Source organism: Bacillus sp. PK3_68 (genome assembly GCF_003600835.1).
Classification (GTDB): Bacteria; Bacillota; Bacilli; order Bacillales; family Domibacillaceae; genus Pseudobacillus.
Genome location: NZ_NQYC01000001.1, coordinates 65,100 through 89,076 on the forward strand (window position 1 = coordinate 65,100; position 23,977 = coordinate 89,076).

The window sequence follows — 23,977 nt, forward strand, 5'->3', positions numbered from 1 at the left end:
ACTTTTCCTCGTAAGGATAAAATGTGACATTCTTCCCTTTCATAAGATATATTAGCTAGGGAATAATCAACATTAACAAGTAAAATTTAACTCCTATTCCGATTTTAAAGAGTAGGATGGATAGACTTGTCGGCTAACATAAGAGACCGTCTCGTTTTTATTGACTCATCCATTGTTTACCAAAGGTGTATCGTTATGTATAATCAATAACATTGGGTAATGTAAGGAGGAACACTATTGAAAAGACTAGCTGTATTTTGTGGATCAAGTAATGGAGCCTCTGATCTTTATATTGAAGGAGCAAAAAATTTAGGAAAAGAGCTTGCTAAGCGCCAAATCGAGCTTGTATACGGAGGCGCAAGTGTAGGAGTAATGGGAGCGGTAGCTGATGCTGTTTTGGAAGCGGGCGGTCATGTCATTGGAGTGATGCCAAGTTTTCTTGATGAAAGAGAAATTTCTCATAAACACTTATCTCAGCTAATTGTTGTTGAATCCATGCATGAGAGAAAGGCTAAGATGGCCGAATTAGCGGACGGATTTATTGCCTTACCGGGCGGACCAGGAACATTAGAGGAATTCTTTGAAATTTTCACATGGGCTCAGTTAGGACTACATCAAAAACCATGCGGCCTTTTGAATATCAATAATTATTACACCCCGCTTGTCACCTTGTTCAATCATATGACAGAAGAACAGTTTTTACAGGAAAAATATCGTTCTATGGCCCTTGTAGACACTGATCCGGCGGGTTTGCTTCATCAGTTTAATACATATCAGCCGCCTTCAGTGAAAACCTATATTACAAAATCTCAAAGCTAACTAAAAATGTTGAAAATTCTATCGTTTGTAGGGGTAGTCACTTAGCCCATAAAGGGCATTAGAAGGCTTTTAAAACCTAATAACTAGCTATAAAAGGGTTTGACCAACAAAGCGCAAGGAATCCTTGCTCAGCCAGCTGTCAGAGATGACTGCTAGTTAAAAAGCCCTCTGTTTAATGGGTGATTAGACTGAGAAATGGCGATTAATCGATAACAGGCAAGGATAAAATTGATTCTAGTATAAAGTTGCTAGTTTTTCGGTAACCGACAACAACCTGTGGTAGTCTAGATAGCAGAAGCAGGTTATTAAATCTGAAATAAATTAGAGGGAAAACATGAAAAAGGATATGAAGACACGGCAGACTATTCTTAAGGCTGCCCTTGAATGCTTTAGTAAGAATGGTTATGTAAACACGTCTATTAGTGATATTGTCAAGTGTTCTGGTGTAAGCAAGGGTGGCATATACTGGCATTTTAAGAGCAAAGAAGAAATGTTTGTTCAAATGATTGAAGAAGAATACGAACCATGGCTGAATAGTATCCATTCCACTTTATCAACCATATCTGATCCTATTGAAAAACTCAAAAAATATGGGGAAATGTTTTATTCTCAAATTGATATCCCGATTTTTAAATTGATACCAGAGTCATATTGGGGTGAAGTAGGAGAACAGTATCGTGAAAGACTGAATAAATGCTATTCTAAAGATGATGAATTAATCCATTCTATCTTTACAGAAGCGATTAACAAGAAACAAATCAAAGTATCCGATGCAAAAGCATTAACCTGGATTTATATCTCCATGTTAGAAGGCCTTTTTGCAAAGTTATCACTTCGATGGGAAGACAAAGAAGAATTAGTAAAGTATTTTGAACAAGGTATCGATATTTTTTTAGAGGGCCTTACAGTTAACAATGATACAAATTAAAAGCTAAAACCCCAGGCAAAATCGAGAGAACTGGAAAAACATCGTTCAAATGAGAGGGATGAATCCCCAGGCTATTTCAGGTTAAGTATCTTACATAAAGGCTTTTTCATCCTCACGGCTCGATAAGAGTTTGTGAGGTTTTTTGTGGAATTGGACTCTGGTTATTTTTCAATATAACTTCCGATCCATTCCCCATTCATATACCCACTATTTCTGAACATTTAGTCCAATAAGTTTCTTCGTTTTAGTCTTTAGTTTTTTCTATTCTTCCAATTAGAGGGGGAGGAGGTAAAGAATTACCTTACCTATATTTTATTTATAAACTTGTTATTTTGTATAAATAAAGTTGTTTAAAAAGTGCGAGGCATTTTATTCAACAACCGGGTCATTTAATTGAGTAATGGGTTGCAAAAAACATACTTTTTTATAATTGTCTTCTTACTACACAAATGTCATGAATACCAATGCTCGTGATGCCGTTCATGTGATAGGTGGGTTGGCAGTACCCCTATTAGAGCTTATTATTCTAAAAAAGAAAACGCCATCCAAAATACATCGGATAGCGCCTTGATATTTCAAGCGGTTCCATTAAGGGTTCGTCGACCAAAGTCCAGCATGTTTTAATACAACACGTGGATGAAGTTTTAGCTGTGCAACCATTAAGTCTGCTAAATCTTCCGCTTGCATCACTTTTTCTGGATTGCCGTCTGTTAAGTTTAGCTCAACAGCCATATCTGTTGCAACCGTACTTGGCGTTAACGTTGTAACACGAATATTTTTCTTGCGTACTTCAAGCATTAATGACTCACTTAGTCCGATAACTGCAGCTTTTGAAGCCGAGTATGCACTTGTAATGGGTGCCCCTTTTTGACCAGCTGTTGATGAGATATTAATGATGTCGCCTGTGTTTCGCTCCATCATTTCCGGTAATACTGCACGTGTTGTGTAGTATACACCTTTTACGTTGACATCGATGATATTTGTCCATTCTTCAGGCGTTAAGTCCATAAAGTTACCGAATTTTGAAATGCCGGCATTGTTCACTAAAATATCGATTGCACCAAGTTCGCCACGAATTGATTCAACCGCTGTGGTAATAGAGTCTAAATCCGCTACATTTGCCGCAGCGATTGCTACCTTCACATCATACTGTTTAAGTTCCTCTGCTACTTGTTGTAAATTTTCAAGCGTACGCCCAATAAGACCTACGTGAATGCCTTCTTGTGCAAAAGCTACTGCTGTTGCACGTCCTATTCCGCGCCCTGCTCCTGTAATTAACGCCACTTTTCCTGCGATTGGTTGCATGTTTTTCGCTCCTTTAAATGAGATAGTTTTATTTTAGACGAAATAAAATGTATTAAACTAAAACATTTTAATAATTAAGTAAGGTGAATTTGTTAAAATTGTTCTGGTGATATAATTAATAGTGCTGTTTTACTCATAAATGTTTGCCGCCTAAAATAGATAAAGATTTGTCTTTAAGACTAACTTCATTCTACTTACGGTTTTCTACATTGTAAAGAATGCACTTTTTTGTGCGGAGGTTACCAAAAGGTTACTTACTTATATGAAAGGGAGTTAGCTCTATGTCGGATAAATTAAGAGAAGAGATAAAAGAGAGAATATTAAATCATGATTATCATTGTGAAAAAGAACTTACCTTATCGATTATTAGTGGGAAATGGAAAGTTGTTATTTTGTGGCATTTAGGTGTAGAAGGACCACATCGCTTCAGCGAACTTCAAAGACTTTTTCCGAAAATATCTCATAAGATATTAACAAACCAATTGCGTGAACTGATGGAAGATGGCATTGTTCATAGAGAAGTGTTTCCGGAAACTCCTCCGAAAGTCGAATATTCAATGACTGAACTAGGGATGACGTTATTACCAATTGTTGAGATGATGTATGAATGGGGAAAAAAGAGAATGGATCAAATTAAAGAAGAAAACGACGATTTTGCATAAGAAAAATAACGGGATCATTTTCAATGATCTAAATTGCCTGTGCTGTTAGCAAAAGTTATATTGAATATAAAAAGGATATTTTGTTGTATGAAAAATCTCGGACTTATTCTTTACTTATGTTAAAAAAGCAGAAAGAGAAAGAAGTTTTATCTTGTTTCATAATCGGGCGCTATTGTTGAATAAAACTTAGTCTTTTAAACGACTTTATTGTTATATTTTTTAGTGTAGTAAAGTATCTTACATCAAAAATTAAACAATTATATTTTTAACCCCGTTCTAAATTTAGAACGGGGTTATCCTTGTTTGGGCTTTTAAAATTAAATAACTTTATTGTCATTTTACAGCTTCACCCCTTCATATATGGTTTGTCTAAAGGGGTCTTTTTTTATGGTTAAAAGGAAAAGAGCATCGATATTGATAAGCTGGTTAAGGAACATTTGGCTAAATAATGAATTGTTCCGTTAAAAGGCCATTTAATGGAATAACAAAAAAGAACTCAATTTATCTATTTTACTACAGAGGAAGTGGACTTTTACTATTGAAATTACCTTGATGTTGTATCTGTGAATTTCCTGGCGATACCCCTTATAAGGTGTTTAGAAATATTTCATATATATTTTAGAAAGTTTTAAGATTTATGTGATATAGTTCTGTTAATTTCTTAAAAAAATGAGCTGCTTTAATTTGGATAGTGTGGCTTATAAAAGGATCTTGAATGCTAAGAATAGGAATGATCTGTCAAAAATTTATAATAGAGCGAGTGAAAGAAATGTCAATTAAAATGAGGTTTCTGTTGTCTTATGTTGGGGTGATCCTTTTTTCTATCACTTTGTTTTTGGCAGCTGGTTTTTTAATCATTTTTGCCATAACAGGTGATGTAAACTCTATAGAGCATCTTTACAAAAAAACGTATGTACAAAAACCTCTGACAACAGTAGAAGAAAGTGTGTTTCTCGATTTAAAGCTGTTTGCTAAAAATAATCCTGAACAGCTCCTCAAGGAAAAGGAGCTTAAGAAAATGGAGAAGAAAGATATTGAGATGGTTGTTAGAAAGGGCACAAAGGTCGAGTATGCTTCGCCTTCTCTAGACAAACAGGCCCTGGTTCAATCCCTTCCCGGCTTTGAAGAAACAAACATCAATACGCGAGATACGATTAAAATCAACGATTATTTTTTTACTTATGTAAAGTTTGATTTTTATTTTCCGGATAAAAGTAAAGGGAGCATTTTTGTATTGAAGAAGGCAAGTTCCTATGCTGAGCTCATTCGAGAGCTGTTTCCCATCCTATCTGGCATTTTGCTATTGCTGCTTATCATAGTCATTGGTATGTTGAACTATTTGGTTTCACAAAGTATTATTAAGCCTATTTCTATTCTTAAAGAAGGTGCTGAAAGAATAAAGTCAGGAGATTTAGATTTTGAAATAAAGGCGATTTCAAGTGATGAAATTGGACAATTAAATCGAGCATTTGAGAAAATGAGAATAAAACTAAAAGAATCTATAAACCTCCAGCTTCAGTATGAGGAAAACCGCAAAGAGCTTCTTTCCAATATTTCACATGATTTGAAGACACCGATTACTTCGATTATTGGATATGTAGAGGGGATTAAAGATGGTGTAGCAAATACCCCTGAGAAAATGGAGAAATATTTATCGACTGTGCATTCAAAAGCTATAGACATGGATTCATTGATTGATGAGCTGTTTTTATTTTCCAAGCTGGATTTAAAAAAGAACCATTCAATTTTGAAACCGTCGAGCTGGATAGATATATGACAGACTACGTAGAAGAACTCTATTTGGATTTACACCAACAAAAAATTGACATGGACCTTCACTTTTTGAATAAACCGATCTACGTGATAGTGGATAGAGAGAAATTAAAACGAGTATTAGCCAACTTAATAAACAATTGTGTGAAATATATGGACAAGGACCAAAAGAACATTTCTATTGCGCTAAATGAACGATTAGAGGATGTAGTTGTACAAGTAACAGATAATGGACAAGGTATAGAACCTTCTGCTTTGCCACATATTTTTGAACGTTTTTACCGTGCAGAACAATCAAGAAATTCCCAGACAGGCGGAAGCGGTTTGGGACTTGCGATTGCCAAACAAATTATTGTGGAGCATGGAGGGGAGATCTGGGCCACAAGCGAGATAGGCAAAGGTACAACTTTATTTTTCTCTCTAAAGAAAGGTGAACAAATGTGAAGGAAATATTACTTATTGAAGATGATATTAGCATTGCAGAACTGCAAAGAGATTATTTAGAAATCAATGATTTCCATGTCGATATTCAACATGCTGGTGATGTAGGGCTTCAACGTGCACTGAGAGGAAACTATGATTTAATCATCCTAGATATTATGCTCCCAGGATTAAACGGATTTGAAATATGCAAACAAATACGCGTTGAAAAAAACATCCCTATTTTGTTTGTATCCGCCAAAAAGGAAGATATCGATAAAATTCGAGGTCTTGGTTTAGGAGCAGATGATTATATTACTAAGCCTTTTAGTCCGAGTGAGCTGGTTGCTAGAGTGAAAGCGCATTTAGCGCGCTATGAACGTTTAGCAGGGAACCAAACTCATTCAAATACAATTTTCGTTCACGGAATATCGATTGATAAGTCAGCGCGTAGAGTTCATATTAACGGAGAAGGTGTTCCCTTCACAACAAAAGAATTCGATTTGCTTGTATTTCTTGTGATGCATCCAAATCAAGTATTGAACAAAGAACAGCTTTATGAAAATATATGGGGATTAGAATCGGCAGCAGATGTTTCAACTGTGACCGTTCATATCAAGAAAATACGAGGGAAAATTGAAAGAGATCCTGCCCACCCGAAATTCTTGGAAACCGTTTGGGGAGCCGGGTATCGATTTAATGTTTAATTAAATAGGGCATGTTAGGAACCGTTACAAAAGTGACGGTTTTTTTATTAATTTTAAGAAACTTTCTTAAAAAGTTTATCTTTTTTTAAGAAATTATTTAGATGGAGTTCAAAATTAAGCTTTAACATTATTTAAGCAATCACACTAAAGGTAGGTGAAATTTTCATGTGGAGGGGGCTAACCATAGTCATTGGATGTTTTTTCATTCTTCAGGGATGTATTTCTGATAATGAGGGAGATCCAAAGAAACAGGAAAAACAAATAAAAGGAGAAATAGATGTGAATGAACAACTAATTCAAGCTGCAGAACGCAAAGAAGCGGATGCCATAAGAAGATTGATCAAGAAAGGTGTCGATATTAATCTGCAGGACTCAGAAGGACGAACTGCGACAATGATAGCCACTTATAACAATGATGTTGAAACCGCTAAAGTCTTGATTAAAGCGGGAGCGGATGTCAATATACAGGACGACATGAACAACAATCCTTTTTTATATGCGGGTGCAGAGGGATATATTGAAATTCTAAAGCTTACGATTGCAGCTGGTGCTGACCCAACGATTACAAACCGGTATGGAGGAACTGCTTTAATCCCTGCCTCTGAGCATGGATATGTGGATGTAGTCAAGGAACTTCTTACTAAAACGGATATAGATGTTAATCATGTAAACAATCTAGGTTGGACTGCATTAATGGAAGCTATTGTGTTGAATAATGGAGATAAAAAACAACAGCAAACTATACAACTGCTCATCGATCATGGGGCGGATGTGAATATTCCAGATAAAAATAATGTGACTCCATTAGAGCATGCACGAAAGAATGGATTTAAAGAGATTGAGAGCATTTTGTTAAAAGCAGGAGCAGAATAACCGGATTGTAAAAGGCTCTACCAATGAAATCAGATTCCTTTATTAGATTTAATAAGGATTATAATCAAAATTATAGAATGAGGAGATGAAACAATGAACCAAACAGCAAAAAGATTATCGCCTTTACTACTCGGATTAACTTTAGCTTTAGCAGGATGCAATACGAATGCACAGGCCGGTGAAAGTGAACAAAAACAAGAAACAAAAACAGAACAAACGAACGCGAATAAATTCCATAGTTCAAATAAAGAGAAACAATCCGAAAATAAACTGACTAAAGGCCAGAAAATGGCTAACATTCTTAGCCGTACAAATTGGCAAGGGACAAGAGTGTATGACAAAAAGAATAATGACTTAACAAAAGAGAATGCAAACTTCATTGGTCTTGCAAAATATGATGCGAAGTCAGGAAGATATGAATTTTTTAATGCTCAGACAGGTGAAAGTCGTGGTGATACGGGAACGTTCTTTATCACCAACGATGGGAAGAAGAGAATATTGATTTCAGAATCAATGAATTACCAAGCTGTTGTTGACATGACAAAACTAAATAAAGAGGTCTTTACTTATAAAAGAATGGGAAAAGATGCTAATGGCAACGATGTAGAAGTATTTGTTGAACATGTGCCATATAAAGAAAAAGAGCTGGATTTTACCGATCCGGACAAGCAGTTAGACACTACTACAGGAGATATTGTTAAAGACGTTGATGGAGATAATATTTTAGGCAGCACTCTTTGGCACGGAACAAAGGTATTAGATGAAGACGGCAATGAGGTAACAAAGTATAATTCGATGTTTATAAGCCTGGCAAAATTTGATGACAAGACGAATAAATATGAGTTTTTCAATGCTAAAACAGGCAAAAGCCGTGGTGATTATGGCTACTTCGATATTGTACACGAAAATAAAATAAGAGCCCATGTTTCGATTGGAAATAATAAGTATGGTGTCGCTCTTGAACTTACCGAACTTAATAATAATAAATTTACGTATAAAAGAACGGGCAAAGACAAAGGTGGCAAGGACATAACTGTATTCGTGGAACATGAACCTTATAAAGGTGACTTTAAACCAAAATTTACCAAATAATGTAAATAGGGCTTGGCATGCAACTGAAAAGAAAATGGATTTCTCCGTTACTGAACGCTGTTTTTTGAATAAAAATTAAATTCTTAAACGAATGTATGGTTATATTTTTAGTGTAGTGACGTACATCAAAATTAAACAACTAAACTTTACCCCCGTCCGAAGCTGTGGACGGGGGATCATTATTTAAATTTCTTAAAATTTACTAACTTTATTGTCCTTTCATGCTTGTTTTATAAGTATTCGTCGTTATTTATTTTTCTGAAATTTCAAAAAATAAATTGACTTTCGATCAATGGGTGCATTAAAATAATTACAGACCGGTCGTTCGGTTTGTAAAAAATATTGAATGAACAGAGGTGGTAGTAGGAGTGACTCATCCTATACATTACAGCTTTTAGGAGAGAAGCCCTCTAAATTTTAAAGGCTAGATATCTCATTATTAAAATGAAAAGGGGAAAGACAAAATGGCAAGAGTAATTAAAAGTACCACACCTAAAAAGGATGGCTTTAGAATGCCAGGAGAGTTTGAGGAACATAAGGGGTCAATTATCATATGGCCGGAAAAAGGTTTTGCGTTCAGAAACGGAGGCAAGCCTGCACAGGAAGTGTGCGTGATGGTTGCAAATACAATTGCTGAGTATGAGGAAATGACAGTCATCTGCTCTGCAGCGCAATATGAAAATGCAAGAGCAAGATTGTCAGAAAAAGTGCGTGTGATTGAAATGTCAACAAACGAATCGTGGGCCCAAGATAAAGGAGCTTTTTATGTGATTAACGATGAGGGGGAAATAAGAGGGATTCAGTTTGGTTTTAATGCGTATGGAGGTTTAAATGAGGGGCTTTACTTTCCTTGGGATTTAGATAAGCAATTTGCACAAAAACTATTTGAGCTTGAAAATATAGATTCCTATGATGCAAGGCAGTTTATTCTTGAGGGCGGGGCTACACAAGTAGACGGAGAAGGCACGATTATTTTGACAGAACAATGCAATCTGAATCCAAACCGAAACGGTAATATGTCTAAAGAAGAAGTGGAAAGAAATTGCAAAGAATACCTCGGTTTGGATAAAGTCATTTGGATTAAAAGAGGGATGCTATACGATGAAACAGATGGTCACATTGATGACATTTGTTTTTTTGTTAAGCCAGGAGTGATTGCTCTTTCATGGGTTGATGATGAAAGTCATCCGCAATATCCAGTATTTAAAGAGGCGTATGAGACTTTAAGTAAGGAGACAGATGCAAAAGGTAGGAACTTCGAGATTCATAAAATACACATACCGGAAATTATTTATATTACAGAAGAAGAAAACAGAGGCTTTGATGTAGTCGCGGATGCGGCACCTCGTGAGTCCAATCAGCCATTAGCTGTAACTTATATTAATGGATGTTTTATTAATGGGGCATTTTTAGTACCACAATTTAATGATCCGCGGGATCAAGAGGCGATAAAAAAATATCAAGAAATGATGCCGGACAGAAAAATAATTGGTCTCCCGACAAAAGAGTGGTCTCTAAGTGGCGGCAATATTCATTGCATGACTCTAGCTCAGCCTAAACCATAAACATTTAAACGGAAAAGAGGTTATAGACTAAGTAAAGATGAGGATGCAGCTCTGGTGTCTGAGTTGAGTCATCTGTATATCTATAAAGAATTCTTTTGTTTCTCTTTCTTTAAAAAGGAAGCGTTTCCATTAAAGGTTGAATCTCAATTTCTATGTGATTACTCAAAAAGAGTTGCAGGGATGGCGCAAGGTATTTTTATCCGCCATGTTTTAGGTTCGATCGTTATGGAATGACGAAGCATCAACAAATGAGCGATTTTTATGAAGCTGTTTATGTAATAGATAAAAGAATATAACTATTCAATTACCGTTGTATACTATTCGAATCCTAAAATTAAAGCCATACACCGGGAGGAATGAGTGTGGATAGTGCCATAAAAAAAATGAATACGGATGTTAATGAAGGTCAATTAAAACGCACATTAAAATTAAGGCATGTTATTTTTATTGGGCTGGCGTATATGGCTCCACTGGCCGTTTTTGATACCTTTGGGATTGTGTCTGACATAACAAACGGACATGTTCCGGCAGCTTATGTATTAATTACGATTGCGGTGCTATTCACTGCCTACAGCTATGGTCGAATGGTTAAAGTCTATCCCACATCAGGATCCGCTTACACCTATACGAGAAAGACAATGAACTCTTATCTAGGTTTTTTAGTGGGCTGGGTCGCCTTGCTAGATTATCTCTTTTTGCCTATGATTAACGCGCTGCTTTCTAGCATCTATCTTTCAGCGGCATTTCCGAATGTGCCACCGTGGATATGGATTTTTGCTACCATTGTCATTACTACGGGACTGAATCTTGCTGATATTAAGCTGGCCGTTCTCGTCAACTATTTTATGGTTATTATTGAATTTCTTGTTGCGATTCTTTTTGTGGTCTTTACTATTCGTGGGATTATAAATACTGAGGATGGAAAGTTATTCTCTGCTATGCCGTTCTTCAGTGGAGACATGTCCTTTTCTAACATTTTTGCAGGAGCATCCGTACTGGCACTATCATTCCTAGGATTTGATGCAGTCACGACGTTGTCAGAGGAAACAGTTGAACCTAAAAAAAACATACCTAAGGCGATCTTCATTATTGCTTTTGTGGCGGGTCTCTTTTTTATCGCAGTAACTTATTTTATGCAGACTTTGTTTCCTGACATTTCTGTTATAGAAAACATAGCTGGCGCCTCTCCAGAAATCGCCAAGTATATCGGTGGCGCTCTCTTTCAGGCCATATTTATCGCTGGTTATCTCATCGCCGTCCTCGCCTGTGGATTAACTCAACAAATGAGTGCTTCCCGCTTATTATATGCGATGGGTCGGGATGGGGTTTTACCGAAAAGGTTTTTCGGTTACATCCACCCGCGTACAGGAGTTCCCATTTTAAATATTTTATTAATCGGAGTATTAGCATGCTCGGCTATGTTTTTAGATTTGGCAAGGGCAGCCTCCCTTATTAACTTTGGCGCCTTTATCGCTTTTTCTTTTGTTAACTTATCTGTTATCATGTTTTTCCTCAAATACGAGAAAAGTAAAAGAAATACACTAAAGTCGATTATCGCCTCAATTATTTTACCGCTAATAGGGTTGGGATTCAATTTGTATTTATGGTTTGAACTTGATTTTGCCGCTAAAGTAGTAGGGTTTGTATGGGCTGCCATTGGCATATTGTATCTGTTGCGTGTCACTAACTTTTTTAGGGTCCAGCCTCCCCAATTTAATGAAGAGAAATGAAAAAGAAATTTATCAGACAAACGTTTGAGTCTAATGGGCCTTTTTCTGTAAATAGAAAAAGGCCCATTAGTTTTTTGTTTGATTCATCGTTTCACTTTAAACAGTTTCAAAAGGGGGAATGGATAACGAGAGAACAATAGATCAGTAAATCGAATGGTAAGGCAATTTCTGTTGGATAGTACACAATGCGCTCCTTGGAGAAATTTCGCTATATTTTATAGAGGGTTTAGTAGATGATTATTCCGAGATTCGATAAAACCATAGCTAAAAAAGAGGCGGCCTGCCCCCTATATACCTAGCAGGGGGCAGACAGTTGAAATTGATAAAATACAAGTGTTTCTCTAAATAAGAGTTAAATTTTACTCAGATCGATTCCCAGTCGTTTGATTTTTTGATAAAGAAGGGGACGGGAGATCTTTAATACCTGAGCAGCTTTTGTACGATTCCCATTGCATTTTTTTAGCACTTGGATGATCGCCTCTTTTTCAGCTCGTTTCTTTACTTCTTCAAGCGGCTTTTCTGCTGATTGAGGGATGAGAGGTTCTTGGCGGCTTGATAAATTCTCTTCGATAAACGATTCGAAATGTTGAGCATCGAGCTGATGAGTGTTTGTATCTATACTGTTCATTGCTCTTTCTAAAGTATTCTGCAGTTCTCTCACATTACCAGGCCAATCGTATTGCTGTAGGATATCGAGCACTTCACTGGAAGCCGATTTAACATTACGAGAGAGAAAGTGATTGAGATTTTCAATACAGAGCTGCACAAGTGCGGGAATATCTTCTTTTCTCTCTCTTAATGGCGGGATGCGAATGTGGAAAACATTAAGTCGATAAAATAGATCTTCTCTAAATTTCCCCTTTTTAATTAAGTCTCTTAAGTCTTGATTCGTAGCACATAGAATCCTTGTATCAATAGGGATGCTATGTTTTCCGCCAATTCTGTCAATTTCTTTTTCTTGTAATGTCCGCAAAATCTTCGGCTGCAGTGCAAGAGGCATTTGGTTAATTTCATCTAAAAACAATGTTCCCTTACTGGCTAGTTGAAACTTCCCCATTTTCCCACCTTTTCGAGCGTTTGTAAACGATCCCTCTTCATAGCCGAACAGCTCTGATTCAAACAGCTCTAATGGAATAGCAGAGCAATTCAAGCTAACAAAATGACCCTGACTACTTTTGCTTAATGCGTGAATCGAATGAGCAACCAATTCTTTTCCGGTTCCCGTTTCGCCAGTGATCAATACAGTTGAATTTGAATGGGCGGCATTCACAATCTCCTTGCGAAGCTTCTTCATTTGAGGGCTGTCGCCAACAATATTTTCAATGGAGTACTTATTTCCTTTTAGTCGTTTTTGTTCTTGCTTGAAAAAGCTAAGTTCAGTAGGGAGACTATCAATTTTTTTAATGAAGTTTTTCAATAGTTGATAATTATCAAACAGATCATATTCTACTACGCCAGCAAACCTGTCTCCCTCGTAATAGGGGAAGCGGCTGCTTACAATTGTCGTATGTTTCAAGAAATAAAAATCAGCAATCGAGGGTTCTCTCATTTGAACGGCCTGGTGAATTTTTGAAGTAGGAATGACATCAAGAATGTGCTTTCCGATAACTTGATCACGGTTAATTCCTACGTCTTCGGCTAAGCGCTTTGTCATAAACATGATTCTTGCTTGATCATCTACAATAACTAATCCTTCAATTTGTTCCATAATAGTTAAGCAAGTTTCCAATGTTAACATGTACATAATCTCCTGAAAAATAGTGACCTTCTTCCACATATTTATCATAACAAATAATCAAGTAAAGAATAAACTTAGGATAATTTCTCTATATCTTTATTTGAATCTAAATACTCTGCCTCGTTAAAGTTCATGTGGGGCGGTTGTTTTGTAAAGAATTTTGTTAGGTAAAGAAGGTAGGCGACCCCGGCTGCCACCCATATAGAACCTAAGCTAAGGGCATTTTTACTCAAATTCGCCAAAATCCATATATTAAAACCAGCCCCGGTTAAGGGAAGAGCTAAATATAATAGAAAGTTTTTTATACCGCGGCGCTTTTCTTTAATAAAGTAATGAGCAATAACAGATAAATTAACAAATGTAAAGGCAAGCAAGGCTCCGAAATTTACTAACGAAAAGGCTGTTTCTAAATCTATGAAAAAACCTAATAAGCATATTACGGCGATAATTAAAACATTTCGCAGCGGGGTCATAAGCTTCGGATGAATGTAACCAAATATTTTTTTCGGAAGAACGCCATCTCGCCCCATAACGTACAGAAGACGGGCACCACTTGCATGTGAAGTTAAGGACATTCCGATAGAAGCGATAATAAAACCTGCGGTGAAAAAAGAAGTGAGCAATGCACTGCCTAGAAAATAAACAATTTCATATCCTCCTGCTTCGGGATCTTTAAATGAATCAAAATCGGGATGTACCATATGAAGTAAGTAAGATAATCCGATAAACATGGCACCTCCTATTAAAGCGATAAGAAGAATGGCTCTCGGTACGGTTTTTCTTGGGTTGACCGTTTCTTCTGTAAACGTTGTGACTGCATCAAAACCAAGAAAGGAGGTACAAACGATAGAGGCACCCGCCAGCACGAGGGAAAATGAGTGTTCAGGATTGTAAAATGGAAGGGTAGAAAATAGCTCTCCCGCCCCCATGCCGGTTTGGATTCTTTGAATCGCAAATCCAGCAAAAAAGGCTACGACTAAAAATTGGAATAAAACCACTAAAGTATTAACTTTAGCATTTAATTTCACTCCAAACATGTTAACAATCGTAACCGTACCAAGCAGCAATAACATGCCCGCCCATAAAGGAATTTGCGGAAAGGTTGCATGAATAAAGATACCCGAGGCTAATATGTTTAACACCGGCAGGAAAATATAGTCTGTTAAAACAGCCCAGCCAACTAGAAAACCGACACTCGGATTAATTGTTTTAGAAGCATACGTATAAGCGGAACCAGACGAAGGGAAGGCTTTTACCATTTTTCCGTAACTATAGGCAGTAAATAAAACCATGATAAGCGCTACTAAATAGGCAGCCGCCGCTCTTCCTTGTGTCCCTTGAGCAACGATACCATAGGGAGAAAATACGGCCATCGGGGACATATAGGCTAATCCCATAAACACCAAGGGAAAAAGAGTTAACGTTCGATTTAATTGTGGTGCAGCATGACTCTTTGTATTTTTGACATGATCCATGTTATAGCCTCCTCGTAGTTTATTGAGATGTTTTTGATTATTCAGACTAATTTTGTGTTTTTCAAGCCCCTATAGCCTTGGGACTTAAAAAGTTGATATATGTTTGATAAAAATGTGTATCTTTAACGGGTATATTGCTTCATCACTTTAAGCAACTTTTCGTGATCAATGGCATGAGCTTTCTTTCCAAAGGGTTTCACTAAAGACATTGTTTTGGCTGCAATCATCGCATTAATGACTGATTCATCAACAGATTGACAGACGGCTTCATAAATAGGATCAAAACTCTCATCATTGACAAAAGTCATTGTCAATTTGTCTTCTAAAAGTTGGGGGATATCCATTTGATTTGCTGTTGAAAAGGCCAGGAAAATATCACCGGAATTGTTTCCGCCAGGGCTTCCGCTCCTGCCAATCCCAATCGCCGCCCGCTTTGCAAGGCGCTTAAGCTGATGGGGAAGCATCGGAATATCTGTCCCGATAATAACGATGATGGAGCCTTGCTCTTTAGAAAGGATTTTATGCTCAGTTAAATGTTTTCCAACAGGTACACCTAAAACGGTAAGCCAGTCGCGGATACCATAGTTTGCTTGAACTAACACTCCCACATGATGCTGTTCGCCATTTAGTTCAACTATGCGGGATGACGTACCCGTTCCGCCTTTAAATTCATAACAAATCATGCCAGTTCCTCCACCAACATTGCCTTCAGCGATGGCCCCGGACTTTGCTGAATGGATAGCTGATAGGACATGTTCCTCTTTGATATGCTGGCCATTAATGTCGTTTAACAATCCATCATATGTTTCTGCAATAACTGGCATTGCCCAAAGGTGATGCTCACTGAACTGTTCTTTATACTTCTCAATCATCCATTTGGTTGTGGCATGATGAGCCATGCCGACAGAATGTGTATTCGTAAGACAGATCGGACTTAAGAAATAGCCGCCGTCATTTACCCAATGCATTCCTGTCATTTCGCCATTTCCATTTAAGCTGTATGTGCCGGCCCAAACGGGCTGCATCTTTTCCTTTGTTCCTCGCGGCAAAATAGCCGTTACGCCCGTACGGATCGGGCCCTCCCCAATTACAACAGGACCTTCTCCTTCTATAATCGTTGTATAGCCGACCTTAACACCTGGAACATCAGTAATCGCATTAAAGTGCCCCGGCACACCAGGAAAATCTAATCCAATATCACGTGCTCGTTTTCTCGCGGACATATGTATTCCTCCTGTCTAGCAGATTATTTGGCATGAATAAAAAATTTTTGTGCTCCTCTACACCTTTAAGTTAGGGGAGGGAGACTTTAAAACATTCACAAAAAGTATTGCTAATGCACAAAACAAAGGAAAAGAAAAATGACGGCAATTCATTAAACCCTCCTTTCAGACGGTATTAACTAAAATTTTTAGTGCCATATAGTGTGGCCTTCATACATTTAAGATGACAAGGCAATGATCGCCAGCTATCAATCTTTTCTCTTAAATGAGTTAAAGCAAGAATCATTCCACGCAATGAATGATTCAAATTCCCTTTTAAATCAAGGAGTTTCTACTAACTGAAAAATGCCATATAAAAGTAATGTTAGTTTAAACTTACATATATGGACCTTTAATCATACGAATATGGGGCCTTTCATTCTATCAACCATACTGTCAGTTTAAACATACAGTGTAATGACAAACTTTCATAAAATGCTTTCAATGAACCTACCTGAAGAAGGTTCTTCAGTAACTTATCTCTTGCTCCATATCGAAAGTAAAGTTGTAGCTTCTTCCGTATGTAAATTATGAACGCTTGAGAGCGGAGAGGTTGGCGTCATTTGGACAAGAGTAAACTGAAAAGTATGTCTGGAAAGGGTTAGTGAACATGCCGGCATCGTTTTGTGGTAATATGTAGAAAAGTGAATATTTTTTGAATAGGTGCTGTGTGTATATTAAAGATGGACAGCTTAAAAGGGAAGCTTGGTGAAAATCCAACACGGTTCCCGCCACTGTAAATTCAGAGCAACCTGCATAACGTCACTGCTTTTATAAACGAAAAAGTGGGAAGGCGCGGGTTGTGTAGAAGATAAGTCAGGAAACCTGCCTATTTAAAGAACACAGATGGACCTACGGGATATAGGGAGGTGTTTACGGAAAGAAGATAATGGCTGGGTTTTATATAAGGGCATGCACTCTTTTTTGTAAGCATTTAAACTATACAGGTTTAAATGCTTTTTTATTGCTGCTTTTTTGGGTCACTGTAAGAGAACATTCATATGAATAGCCAGGAATACTTTTAGTTAAAGGAGAGGAATGGAAAATGACTATTTTAACAGATCTACAGCAACGAAGAGCGATCCGTAATTATGATGGGCGCGAAGTAGAGGATGAAAAAATCTTTAAGCTATTAGAAGCAGCTACATGGGCACCCAACGATAGAATGAGAGAGCCGTGGACATTTTATGTCGTAAAAGGGGAAGCCAAGAGCAGGTATAACCAACTAGCAGAAGATTACTTAAAAGAGCGATTTCCTACAAAGCCCAATCTCATTGAAAGCTCTTTAAAGGTCGTTCAGAATACGCCACTACATATTATTGTAACGAGCGATGTTATTCCTGATGATGAAGACGCCACAAAAGACAACGAGTTTGCGGTCTGTTGTGCGATCCATTCGATGTGGCTGGCGGCTCATGAGTTAGGGCTAGGTTTTGTATGGCGGACGCGAGGCGTAGGACTTGTACATGACGAACGACTTTATCGATTTATTGGATCCCCGGAGCATAAAAAGGTAGTGGGTAATTTATTTATTGGCTATCCAGATCCTGAGTCATTAAAGAAAGTAAAAGTGCCCATTCGCACATCATTCGAAGACAAAACAATTTGGATGGGGACAAGTCAATAATAAGGGTTTCAATTGGGTTGCTTTTTTATGATCTTGATGTGGATCGTTAAACCTTTGATTAACGGATAAAGGGACGGATATAAAAGACGCGAAAAAGAAGGCTATTTTTAAATCTGTTTGAACGATGAAAGAGTCTTCTTTTACTTTAAAAAAGCATTTCTATCCTCTTCAATGGTTAGAAATGCTTTTTTATAAAGGACCTTTCAGAAAATGTACAGTTTTTATATGTGGATCAAGCCTTGATAGTAATTTACGTTATCCGGAATAAAAAGCTGAGGAGCTTATAACCCCTTGTTTTTTATATAACCTAAGCAAATACAAAAAGAAGGAGCATTGGATAGATGAATAGTATAAGCACATCTTTAGGACGTAACTACATTGACTTATGGAAAGAAAATATGAAAGAGTGGGACGGAACGCTTTCTAACCGAATGATAAATGATGAAGCGGAAGATGCCTTTTGGAACGCTTTTTTGGAAAAAAAGCAGCAAAATGGCACAGTCGATACAAATGCTTATGCACACATCATCCAAGAAGAGCTGTTGAAGCTGCTCCATGAAAGTGATCATGTACTGGAGATTGGGCCCGGCTGGGGTAATTATACATTCTGTGTGTCTGAACATGTCAAACAGCTTACATGCGTTGATATTTCCCAAAGCATTATCGATTTTTTAAAACATAAAACCGAAAAGATGCAATTAAACAATATAAGCTTTATACATGAAAAATGGGAACAGCTCAACATTAAGCAAACGTGTGATGTAGTGTTTGGAATAAACTGTTATTATCGCATCCGCGATATCGATAAAGCTTTACTTAAAATGAATCAGGCTGCCTCTCGGCTTGTTATAGCGGGTATGACAAGCGGTCCAGAAAAGCCTCACTATATAGATTTACATAGAGAACACGGTTATTCCATAAAGTTTAGACGCAGGGATTATATTGATTTGCAAAATATTCTGTATCAGCTTGGAATTATGGCCAATTGTAGAATTATTGAGATCCCGCGCGTGAGCATATATGAATCGTTTGAAGCTCTTATACGTGATAACGTCAGCAAAATTCTAACAAGAGACTATAATCAACAAGAAGTTGAGCAAGCGCTAAGCCGATACGTAGTAGAGAAAAATGGGCAATATGAATATTCCTATACCATTCATGCGGCGCTGCTTTATTGGAAGCCGGTAAACATTTGATGGGGTGTGTATCCTGGAAAATAAATTCATTTATCATACGGATGTGCCATGCTTCAATCAAGCGGTTATTTTGGTTTCTCGTTGGCCAAAATCTTAATTTGGGTAAATCAGTAATAATCGTTTACGTTTTGATCAGTCAGCGTTTTATTCACTTCAAAGTGTGGGCAAAATAATTAAACAGGCATAAATACATGATCGGATAGCCACGATAGGCAGGAGATCTTTTTACATAGGGAATCATGATAAGGCAAATAGTGAATAGGCAAGGCTTTGCTTCATACATTCTCTAAAGGAGACGCATTTTCGTATTTCTTCTCGTATCTTTATGGTACAATCATGGGGTACCTCCGGTATGTATCATGGACACATTTGTAAGTATGAAAAATTTTAAAGATAAGCTGGTGATACTTATATGAACCATTCTGAAGAGACGAAAACAACTCATAGATCAACAAAAGAAAAAGATCAGCTAATTACCCGGTTAAAAAGAATAGAGGGACAAGTGCGCGGCATTCAAAATATGATTGAAAACGACCGGTATTGTGTAGATATTCTTACTCAAATTTCAGCTATTAATGCAGCGATGAATAAGGTTGGTCTGCATTTATTAGAAAGGCACACCCAGCATTGTGTAGCGGATGCTATAAGAGATGGGGATGAAGAAGAAGCGATTCAAGAATTGATGGAAGTATTTAAACGATTCTCTAAATCTTTATAGTAAAAAGCCAGCTTTCAGTAGTTGGTTTTTTTTCTTGGGCAGATGTATACGAGGAGAGGGAATAGCGAAGAGATAAATAAGCGAACATTTTAGTAGTTTTTTTACACAGGGAGAGGGTATTACATCAAAAGAATGGATACTGCTTCCTCGTATAAAAGACAAATAAACCATAAGGAGAAGAAAGAGTGATCCAGTGACTTACACATACTACATAAAAGAAGAAAAAGAGCGAGACGAATAAGAAAATTATTTTCAGGGAAAATTATTGTAGCGATCCGTTTGTATCGATTTTTATTACTGAATCAGCATTAGACACTATTAGTGTGGGGCTTTGTTAAGCGTATCAAGTCAAACATTTGGGACAAGTTGATCTGAACAGCAGGAAAGAATGCCTGATTATCGCAAAATAAATTTTATTTTCCTATTTACTACCCTACAGGGGTATGGTAATATAAGAATTGTAAAAAGTTAGATCATCACTTAAGGAGGGGTTCTTATGCAACAAGTCACACTTAATGTAAAAGGGATGTCTTGCGGACATTGTGTTAATTCTATTGAAGGAAATGTAGGTCAGTTAAAAGGGGTAGAATCTGTCAATGTTCATCTAAACGAAGGAAAAGTGGATATTGCATTTGATGCGAATGAAGTAAGCTTAAAAGAGATTACCGAGGTTATTGAAGATCAAGGATACGATGTTGAGTAGCCTGCTCAAGCAAAAATAATCATTAAATAAAAATGAAAATAAATCGTGCTAAAATGGCACGATTTATTTTCAGAAAAATATACCCCTGTGGAGTATGCGGAAGATAGGAGTGGATAATATGACTCAAAAAGAAGCAACCCTGAAAATAGAGGGGATGACTTGTGCATCTTGTGCTACACGAATTGAAAAAGGGTTGAAGAAGATAGATGGCGTGGAAGATGCAAATGTAAATTTTGCTCTTGAGAAAACAAAGATTAAATATGACCCCGATAAAACAGATACAGCAACATTTAAGAAGAAAGTCCAATCTTTAGGATATAACGTGGTAACGGATAAAGCAGAATTTGATATTACTGGAATGACTTGTGCGGCCTGTGCAAATAGAATTGAGAAACGGCTGAATAAATTAGATGGCGTCGAAAAAGCCGTGGTGAACTTTGCATTAGAGTCGGTTCTTGTGGAATATAACGCTGATCAAGTCTCTATTTCTGATATGAGGGAGGCCATTAAAAAACTGGGCTATACCCTTGAACAAAAGCAGGAAAAAACCGGAGAGGAAGCCGATCATCGACAAAAGGAAATCGAGCGGCAAACCGGCAAATTTATTTTCTCGGCTATTTTATCTTTTCCATTATTATGGGCAATGGTTAGTCACTTTGAATTCACCTCTTTTATTTGGCTGCCAGATATGTTTATGAACCCTTGGGTACAATTCGCCCTCGCCACACCGGTTCAATTCATTATCGGAAGACAGTTTTATGTCGGTGCCTTTAAAGCTCTAAGAAATAAAAGTGCCAACATGGATGTGTTGGTTGCTTTAGGAACATCAGCTGCTTATTTCTATAGTCTGTATTTAAGCATTATGTCAATTGGCTCAGAAGACCACATGGTTGAGCTTTATTATGAAACGAGTGCGGTTTTGATTACCTTAATTATTTTAGGCAAATTGTTTGAAGCGAAGGCAAAAGGCCGGTCGTCTGAGGCCATTAAGAAACTAATGGGGTTACAGGCAAAAAATGCAACTGTCGTCCGCGATGGGCAAGAAATGATCATTCCTATAGAAGACGTTTTGCAAGGGGATATTGTTTTTGTGAAGCCTGGCGAAAAGGTGCCAGTAGATGGTGAGATTGTCGAAGGTCAATCAGCGCTTGATGAATCAATGTTGACCGGAGAAAGCATTCCAATCGACAAAACCATTGGAGACCATGTAATCGGATCAACCATTAACAAGAATGGTTTCTTAAAAATTAAAGCGACGAAAGTGGGGAAAGACACAGCTTTAGCTCAAATTATTAAAGTTGTTGAAGAAGCACAAGGTTCAAAAGCTCCAATTCAACGTTTAGCCGATCAGATTTCAGGCATTTTTGTACCAATTGTAGTAGGTATAGCGGTTATAACTTTTCTTATGTGGTACTTCGCTGTAAGCCCTGGGGAATTCGCAGAGGCTCTTGAAAAATTCATTGCGGTGTTAGTTATCGCTTGTCCTTGTGCACTCGGTCTGGCCACACCAACTTCGATTATGGCCGGTTCAGGCCGTGCGGCTGAGTTTGGGATTTTATTCAAGGGTGGAGAACACCTGGAAACGACCCATCGTTTAGATACAATTATTCTGGATAAAACAGGAACAGTTACAAATGGGAAACCTTCCTTGACGGATGTTGTTTTAGCAGAGGGCGTGAATGAAACGGAATTTCTTACACTAGTAGGTACGGCTGAGAGAAATTCAGAGCACCCACTCGCTGAAGCGATCGTGGAGGGAATTAAAGAAAAGGGGATTGAACTAGGGTCACCGGCGACCTTTGAAGCCCTTCCCGGTTACGGTATTCAATCGACAGTGAACGGCAAAGAATTACTCATTGGTACACGCAGATTGATGGCGAAATATAACATTTATGTACAACAAGTATTACCGAAAATGGAGAGTTTAGAGAAGCAAGGGAAAACAGCTATGTTAGTAGCCATTGACGGATGCTACGCAGGTATGGTTGCTGTTGCGGATACCATTAAGGAAACATCCAAAGAAGCGATTGCCCGATTGCACAATATGGGCTTGGACGTTGTAATGATTACAGGGGATAACACCCAAACGGCTCAGGCGATTGCTAAGCAAGTCGGAATAAAGCATGTCATTGCTGAAGTTTTGCCAGAAGGCAAGGCAACGGAAGTGAAAAAGCTTCAGCAAGCTGGCAAAAAAGTCGCCATGGTAGGAGATGGAATTAACGATGCCCCGGCACTTGCGACAGCTGATATCGGGATGGCGATTGGCACGGGTACCGATGTGGCAATGGAAGCGGCAGATATTACCCTCATTCGGGGTGATTTAAATAGTATTGCAGACGCAATTTTTATGAGTAAGAAGACGATAACAAATATCAAACAAAACCTCTTCTGGGCACTTGCCTATAACTGTATCGGCATCCCCATTGCTGCAGTAGGCTTCTTAGCTCCGTGGCTAGCTGGAGCAGCGATGGCATTTAGTTCGGTATCGGTCGTCCTCAATGCCCTAAGACTGCAAAGAATCAAATTAAAGGCTTAAATATAGAAGGGAGGCGGCATATGTGAAGCGAAGTGTTATGATTTGGGCGGTTACGGCTATCGTATATCTTGGGGTAGTCATCGCAGGTTACAGCGTTTATGCAAATATGAATCCTAAAACGGATGAACAAACAAATCATACAGAGGAGGAAGAAAATATGAATCATCAACATAGTCATGGGAACCATGTCACAAACACTGCTAGTGAGGTTACACCGAAAGTATCCTATGTCAACGGAGTAATCACCATTGAGCTGAAAGATAAAAATAATCAAGTGCCGGAACTGGAAGTCTCCCATGAGAAATTTATGCATTTTATTGTCGTCAGTTCAGATTTGAAACAGTACCATCATCTACATCCAGGGAAAAAGAGTGATGGAATCTACCAGCAGAAGGCAAGTTTAGCGGATAATTCTTACAAAGCATTCGTTGATATAAAACCAAAAGGTCTTCAATATTCAGTAGCGCCTATTGAATTCCATGTTGGTGAAACGCACCATGAACACGGGGATAATAATCTCTTTGCGGATACGGATTTCGTTAAGACCATCAATGGCCAAACGGTTGAGTTGATTTCTCAGCCGTTTGCAATCAACAAAGAAATGACTCTTACTTTTGATATGAAAGGCGCTACCCCGGAGCCCTATTTAGGCGCCTTAGGGCACGTGGTCATCTTGGATGAAAATGGGGAAAAATATATCCACGTTCACCCTGCAGCCGATGATCAAACGGTATTTAAAACACAATTTGATAAGCCAGGTATTTACAAGATTTGGGCTGAATTTAAGTTTGAGGGACAGGTCAATGTCTACCCGTTTGTTATTAAAGTTAAATAATTAAGAACGTGGG

At 37.8% G+C, this 23,977-nt stretch carries 19 protein-coding genes, 1 pseudogene and 1 riboswitch; of the genes and pseudogenes, 16 read left to right on the plus strand and 4 right to left on the minus strand.

Annotated elements, in window-relative coordinates; all coding sequences use genetic code 11:
• The first annotated feature begins 237 nt into the window (after positions 1-237).
• Positions 238-819, plus strand: coding sequence for an LOG family protein (locus CJ483_RS00315; RefSeq protein ID WP_120030884.1), 582 nt, complete (start codon positions 238-240; stop codon positions 817-819).
• Between the two features lie 334 nt (positions 820-1,153).
• The gene (locus tag CJ483_RS00320) at positions 1,154-1,747 is read left to right on the plus strand and encodes a TetR/AcrR family transcriptional regulator (RefSeq protein WP_120030886.1); all 594 of its coding nucleotides are present in this window, start codon (positions 1,154-1,156) and stop codon (positions 1,745-1,747) included.
• A 588-nt stretch (positions 1,748-2,335) separates the two neighbouring features.
• On the opposite strand, the gene CJ483_RS00325 is transcribed toward CJ483_RS00320, so the two are convergent.
• On the minus strand, positions 2,336-3,052 hold the full coding sequence (locus CJ483_RS00325) for a 3-ketoacyl-ACP reductase (RefSeq protein WP_120030888.1): 717 nt from the start codon (positions 3,050-3,052) through the stop codon (positions 2,336-2,338).
• Between the two features lie 281 nt (positions 3,053-3,333).
• Between CJ483_RS00325 and CJ483_RS00330 the strand changes: the two genes are divergently transcribed.
• From CJ483_RS00330 to CJ483_RS00365, 8 genes and pseudogenes are all read left to right on the plus strand, one after another.
• Positions 3,334-3,714: a winged helix-turn-helix transcriptional regulator gene (locus CJ483_RS00330; protein ID WP_120030890.1), complete on the plus strand. Its 381-nt coding sequence runs from the start codon at positions 3,334-3,336 to the stop codon at positions 3,712-3,714.
• A 769-nt stretch (positions 3,715-4,483) separates the two neighbouring features.
• A pseudogene (locus tag CJ483_RS00335) lies at positions 4,484-5,931 on the plus strand (sensor histidine kinase).
• A complete protein-coding gene (locus CJ483_RS00340; RefSeq protein ID WP_120030892.1) occupies positions 5,928-6,614 on the plus strand; it encodes a response regulator transcription factor in 687 nt (228 codons plus the stop codon). The pseudogene CJ483_RS00335 and the gene CJ483_RS00340 overlap by 4 nt, the downstream one beginning before the upstream one ends.
• Positions 6,615-6,779: 165 nt before the next feature.
• Positions 6,780-7,487, plus strand: coding sequence for an ankyrin repeat domain-containing protein (locus tag CJ483_RS00345; protein ID WP_120030895.1), 708 nt, complete (start codon positions 6,780-6,782; stop codon positions 7,485-7,487).
• Positions 7,488-7,580: 93 nt separating this feature from the next.
• Positions 7,581-8,579: a DUF4822 domain-containing protein gene (locus CJ483_RS00350; RefSeq protein ID WP_120030897.1), complete on the plus strand. Its 999-nt coding sequence runs from the start codon at positions 7,581-7,583 to the stop codon at positions 8,577-8,579.
• Between the two features lie 464 nt (positions 8,580-9,043).
• On the plus strand, positions 9,044-10,144 hold the full coding sequence (aguA, locus tag CJ483_RS00355) for an agmatine deiminase (protein ID WP_120030900.1): 1,101 nt from the start codon (positions 9,044-9,046) through the stop codon (positions 10,142-10,144).
• Positions 10,145-10,198: 54 nt separating this feature from the next.
• A complete protein-coding gene (locus CJ483_RS00360; protein WP_120030902.1) occupies positions 10,199-10,378 on the plus strand; it encodes a hypothetical protein in 180 nt (59 codons plus the stop codon).
• Between the two features lie 149 nt (positions 10,379-10,527).
• A complete protein-coding gene (locus tag CJ483_RS00365; RefSeq protein ID WP_406909509.1) occupies positions 10,528-11,874 on the plus strand; it encodes an APC family permease in 1,347 nt (448 codons plus the stop codon).
• A gap of 352 nt (positions 11,875-12,226) precedes the next feature.
• Here CJ483_RS00365 and CJ483_RS00370 read toward each other — a convergent pair whose 3' ends face one another.
• The 3 genes from CJ483_RS00370 to CJ483_RS00380 form a co-directional block, all read right to left on the minus strand.
• On the minus strand, positions 12,227-13,612 hold the full coding sequence (locus CJ483_RS00370; protein WP_182916913.1) for a sigma-54 interaction domain-containing protein: 1,386 nt from the start codon (positions 13,610-13,612) through the stop codon (positions 12,227-12,229).
• Positions 13,613-13,686: 74 nt separating this feature from the next.
• Entirely contained in the window at positions 13,687-15,087 is a 1,401-nt protein-coding gene (locus CJ483_RS00375) for an APC family permease (RefSeq protein ID WP_120030909.1), read from the minus strand.
• A gap of 122 nt (positions 15,088-15,209) precedes the next feature.
• Complete coding sequence (locus CJ483_RS00380; protein WP_120030911.1) at positions 15,210-16,310, minus strand: DmpA family aminopeptidase; 1,101 nt, start codon at positions 16,308-16,310, stop codon at positions 15,210-15,212.
• A gap of 683 nt (positions 16,311-16,993) precedes the next feature.
• Positions 16,994-17,196: riboswitch (cobalamin riboswitch) on the plus strand.
• Positions 17,197-17,394: 198 nt separating this feature from the next.
• Here CJ483_RS00380 and CJ483_RS00385 point away from each other — a divergent pair.
• The 6 genes from CJ483_RS00385 to CJ483_RS00410 all read left to right on the plus strand — a co-directional run bounded on the left by CJ483_RS00385 (position 17,395) and on the right by CJ483_RS00410 (position 23,964).
• The gene (locus tag CJ483_RS00385) at positions 17,395-17,976 is read left to right on the plus strand and encodes a nitroreductase family protein (protein ID WP_120030913.1); all 582 of its coding nucleotides are present in this window, start codon (positions 17,395-17,397) and stop codon (positions 17,974-17,976) included.
• A gap of 341 nt (positions 17,977-18,317) precedes the next feature.
• Entirely contained in the window at positions 18,318-19,172 is an 855-nt protein-coding gene (locus CJ483_RS00390) for a class I SAM-dependent methyltransferase (RefSeq protein WP_120030915.1), read from the plus strand.
• Between the two features lie 412 nt (positions 19,173-19,584).
• Positions 19,585-19,890: a metal-sensing transcriptional repressor gene (locus tag CJ483_RS00395; protein ID WP_120030917.1), complete on the plus strand. Its 306-nt coding sequence runs from the start codon at positions 19,585-19,587 to the stop codon at positions 19,888-19,890.
• Between the two features lie 496 nt (positions 19,891-20,386).
• Complete coding sequence (copZ, locus tag CJ483_RS00400) at positions 20,387-20,593, plus strand: copper chaperone CopZ (protein WP_120030919.1); 207 nt, start codon at positions 20,387-20,389, stop codon at positions 20,591-20,593.
• Positions 20,594-20,711: 118 nt separating this feature from the next.
• Complete coding sequence (locus CJ483_RS00405) at positions 20,712-23,129, plus strand: heavy metal translocating P-type ATPase (protein WP_120030921.1); 2,418 nt, start codon at positions 20,712-20,714, stop codon at positions 23,127-23,129.
• A gap of 22 nt (positions 23,130-23,151) precedes the next feature.
• Entirely contained in the window at positions 23,152-23,964 is an 813-nt protein-coding gene (locus tag CJ483_RS00410) for a hypothetical protein (protein WP_120030924.1), read from the plus strand.
• Positions 23,965-23,977: the final 13 nt, after the last annotated feature.